At 67.9% G+C, this 3,757-nt stretch carries 5 protein-coding genes; 3 read left to right on the plus strand and 2 right to left on the minus strand.

Going from position 1 to position 3,757, the window contains the following annotated elements; genetic code table 11:
- On the minus strand, positions 1 to 706 hold a 706-nt coding region (locus VFM98_RS19575; protein ID WP_325111571.1), incomplete at its 3' end, for a class I adenylate-forming enzyme family protein.
- Between the two features lie 120 nt (positions 707 to 826).
- Between VFM98_RS19575 and VFM98_RS19580 the strand changes: the two genes are divergently transcribed.
- The 3 genes from VFM98_RS19580 to VFM98_RS19590 are packed head-to-tail and all read left to right on the plus strand — an operon-like array spanning position 827 to position 3,178.
- A complete protein-coding gene (locus tag VFM98_RS19580) occupies positions 827 to 1,810 on the plus strand; it encodes a tripartite tricarboxylate transporter substrate binding protein (protein ID WP_325111572.1) in 984 nt (327 codons plus the stop codon).
- A gap of 16 nt (positions 1,811 to 1,826) precedes the next feature.
- Positions 1,827 to 2,627: an SDR family NAD(P)-dependent oxidoreductase gene (locus tag VFM98_RS19585; protein ID WP_325111573.1), complete on the plus strand. Its 801-nt coding sequence runs from the start codon at positions 1,827 to 1,829 to the stop codon at positions 2,625 to 2,627.
- Positions 2,624 to 3,178, plus strand: a complete 555-nt coding sequence (locus VFM98_RS19590; protein ID WP_325111574.1) for a carboxymuconolactone decarboxylase family protein — start codon at positions 2,624 to 2,626, stop codon at positions 3,176 to 3,178. Before VFM98_RS19585 ends, VFM98_RS19590 begins: the two co-directional genes overlap by 4 nt.
- Before the next feature lie 204 nt (positions 3,179 to 3,382).
- Here VFM98_RS19590 and VFM98_RS19595 read toward each other — a convergent pair.
- The coding region (locus VFM98_RS19595; protein WP_325111575.1) for a tripartite tricarboxylate transporter permease at positions 3,383 to 3,757 on the minus strand (375 nt) is incomplete at its 5' end.

Here is a 3,757-nt window from a genome sequence, read left to right on the forward strand (position 1 = left end):
ACCCGAGCTCGAACAGCTCCTGCGGGTCCACGCCGCCCGAGGCCGGCACGACGTGGCGCGCCCCGGCCATCAGGTGTGGAATGGAATAGATGCCGGCGCCATGCGACATGGGGGCGCCATAGACGATGGCGTCTTCCGCCGCGACGGAATCGACGTCGACGAAGTAGGCCCAGCCCATCACCATGAGATTGCGGCAGGTGATCATCACGCCCTTGGGCCGGCCGGTGGTGCCGCTCGTGTAGAAGAGCCACGCCAGGTCCTCGGCGCGCCGCTCGGCGACCGGCACCGCGCGCCAGTCGTCCACTGGCGCGAGCAGGGCGTCGCACTCGGCCGATTCCACCTCGACCTGCTTCTCCAGACCTGCGAGCGGGCCCGATGCCACATCGGAGGTGACGAAGGCCCACCGCGCCTGGGCGTTCTCGACGATCCATTCGGTCTCGCGCGGATGCAGCTTGGCATTGACCGGCACCACGGCGAGTCCGGCCCACCAGGCGCCCCACAGCAGTTCGAGGTAGCGCGGATGGTTGCGCATGAACAGCACCACGCGGTCGCCTTCGGCCAGGCCTGCCGCGCGCAGCCGCTGCGCCAAGCCCGCGCTCCGGCGCGCCCATTCGTCGAAGGTGGCCCAGGGCGCGGGGCCCGAGTAAATCGCCTGACGCTGCGGGAACTGGCGCGCCTGCCGGATAAGGAGGTGAACAAGCTGCATGGGGGTCAATGTTGACAGGTTGATCGGCATTTCCTAAAGTCGGAAACTAGTTTCTCTTAACGAAACTTGTTCGTCAACACGGGCGCCCCTTCGGGCGTCCATTCCCAAGGAGACATCGGTATGGATCGCCGACAGTTCATGCTCAACTCGGCCGCCCTCACGGCGGCCGCTGCCGCGCCGATGGGCGCACTCGCGCAGGAGACCTTCCCCGGGCGCACGATCCGCGTCGTCGTTCCGTTCGCCCCCGGCGGCACGACGGACGTGTTCGCGCGCCTCTTCACCCAGCATTTCGCCAAGTTCCTGGGCGTGCCCGTCATCGTGGACAACAAGGCGGGCGCGGGCGGGTTGCTGGGCGCGACCGAAGTGCACAAGGCCGCGGCCGACGGCTACACGCTGGCGTTCCAGAGTCCCACTTCGGGCGTGACGGGGCCGCTCACGCGCCGCACACCGCCCTTTGATCCGGTCACGGGCTTCTCGCACATCAGCATCCTCGGCATCACGCCCATCGTGCTGGCCGTGAGCACGCAGTCGGGCATCACCTCGCTGCGCGACCTGGTGGCCAAGGCGCGCAGCACGCCTGGAGGCCTGAGCTATGCCACCGGCGGCACTGGAGGCGGCCCGCACCTGTCGGCCGAACTCTTTCGCACCCGGGCCGGCGGCTTCGAGGCGGTGCACGTGCCCTACAAGGGCGCCGCGCCGGCCGTGCAGGACCTGATCGGCGGCCGCGTGGCCTACATGACGGACACCTTCACGCCGCTGCTGCCGCTGCACAAGGAAGGCCGCATCAGGATCATCTCGGTGTTCGGCGACGCGCGTGCCGAGATCGCGCGCGACGTGCCCACCGCGAAGGAGGAAGGCTTCGATGTCGTCACGCGCATCGCCAACTACCTGTGCGCACCACCAGGCACGCCGGCTGCCCGCCTGGAGGTGCTGTCGCAAGCCGCGCGCAAGGTGATGGCGCTGGACGAAGTGAAGGAGCGCCTGCGCACGCAGGCCTACGTCCCGGTGACCGATTCCACCCCGGCCTCGGCCACCCGCTTCATCGCGGACGAGGTCGCCCTGTGGGGCCCGGTCATCCGCGGCGCCGGCATCGCGCTCGAGTGATACATCAAGGAAGTACATGCTGAGTCTGAAGAACAAGGTGGCCATCGTCACCGGCGCCGGGTCGGTCGGCGCCGGCTGGGGCAATGGCAAGGCGACGGCCACGCTGCTGGCCCGCCAGGGAGCGAAGGTCTTCGCCATCGACAAGAACGAGGCCGCCGCGCGGGAGACGGTGGAGATCATCACGGGCGAGGGCGGCACGGCGGTCGCGCACGTGTGCGACGTCACTTCCAGCGAGCAGGTGAAGGCGGCCGTGCAGGCCTGCGTGGACGCCTTCGGCGGCCTGGACATTCTCGTCAACAACGTCGGCGGCTCGGTGCCCGGCGGCGTGGTGGACATGCCTGAAGAGGTGTGGGACGCGCAGATCGCGTCCAACCTCAATAGCGTCTACCTGCTGTGCAAGCATGCGCTGCCGCACCTGCGGCAGCGGCCGGGCAGCGCCATCGTCAACACGGCGTCGGTGGCGGCCCTGCGCATCATGCAGGGGCGCACCCACAGCGCCTACAGCGCGTCGAAGTATGGCGTCATCGCGCTCTCGCGCTCCATCGCCATCGAGAACGCCAAGCTCGGCGTGCGCTGCAACACGGTGATTCCCGGCCTCATGCTCACGCCCGTGGTGGAGCATCGTCTGGTGGCGCAACTGGGGGCCGAGAACGCGGCCGACCTGATCGCCGCGCGCGACAAGCAGGTGCCCATGGGCAAGGCCGGTGACGCCTGGGACATCGCCCATGCGGTGCTGTTCCTGGTTTCCGACGAGGCCCGCCACATCACGGCCACCGAGCTTCTGGTGGACGGCGGCTACGCTGCTGCGGCGCCTTGAGCGAGGACCTTTGCATGACTCGCATTCCACTCCTGAAGGACGGCGAGATCGCGCCCGGCCCGGTGCTCGAGGCTGTGCACGCGCGCCGCAAGGGCCAGCTGCTGGCGCTTGACAGGCTGCTGCTGCACAGCAGACCGGTGGCCGAAGGCTGGAACTTCATGATGGGAAAGGTGCGCAGCGATCTCGCGCTGGACCCCATGTTGAGGGAACTCGCCATCTGCGCCGTGGCCGTGCACAACCAGGCCCCGTACGAGCTGCTACATCATGCACCACTCTACCTGGAGTACGGGGGCGCGCAGGCGCAGCTGGATGCCTTGAGAGCCGACCCGCTGACTGCGGAAACTTCCCCGCTCTTCGACGCGGCGCAGAGGGCCGTGCTGAGGATGACGCGGGAGAGCACTTGCGATGTGCGGATCGGTGAGGCCACCTTTGCCGAAGTGAAGCGCGTGCTGGGCGAGGACCGGCTGGTGTTCGAGCTGCTGGTGACCGTCGCTTCCTACAACATGGTCTCGCGCGTGCTGGTCGGGGCCGGGCTGCACGAGGAATCATAGGTTGCGGCAACGCCCCGGCTTTGTGGTCCGGCCAGGAGCTGCGGCGTTGCCCCGCCGCTGAAGGAACACAAGTCACGAAACCACCTCTTACGCAGCAATCGGTCTAAGTGTTCCTTCGCATCACCAGCGCCAGGCCGCAGCGCCTGGCCTTAAGCCGCTATGCATACCGTATGCCGGGCGCCGAGTCCCTGTCTTTTGGCCCGCCTACGCCGGCACCTCCGCCCTTCGCATCCGCAAGGCCCTGAGCACCGGCGGCACGAACCACACCAGCAGCGTCACCACGGCCAGCCCCGCGGCGATCGGGCGCTCGACGAAGGCCGACAGGCTGCCGTTGGACTTGATCATGGAGGTGATGAAGTTCTCCTCCAGCATCCCGCCCAGCACCACGCCGAGGATCGCCGGCGCGATCGGGAAGCGGTTGGCTTCCAGCACGTAGGCCACGATGCCGGCGACCAGCATCACGCTCACCTCGAACAGGGAGTTGTTGATCGCGAAGGTGCCGACGATGCAGAACAGCAGGATCAGCGGCATCAGGATGTTGCGCGGCACCTTCAGGATGCGCTTGGCGACCTTGATGCA

This window comes from Ramlibacter sp., from assembly GCF_035706265.1.
GTDB lineage: Bacteria > Pseudomonadota > Gammaproteobacteria > Burkholderiales > Burkholderiaceae_C > Ramlibacter.

Excerpts from the sequence above, each read along its gene's own strand:
- VFM98_RS19580 (WP_325111572.1), top strand. The coding sequence starts at position 827 with ATGGATCGCCGACAGTTCATGCTCAACTCGGCCGCCCTCACGGCGGCC.
- VFM98_RS19585 (WP_325111573.1), top strand. The coding sequence starts at position 1,827 with ATGCTGAGTCTGAAGAACAAGGTGGCCATCGTCACCGGCGCCGGGTCG.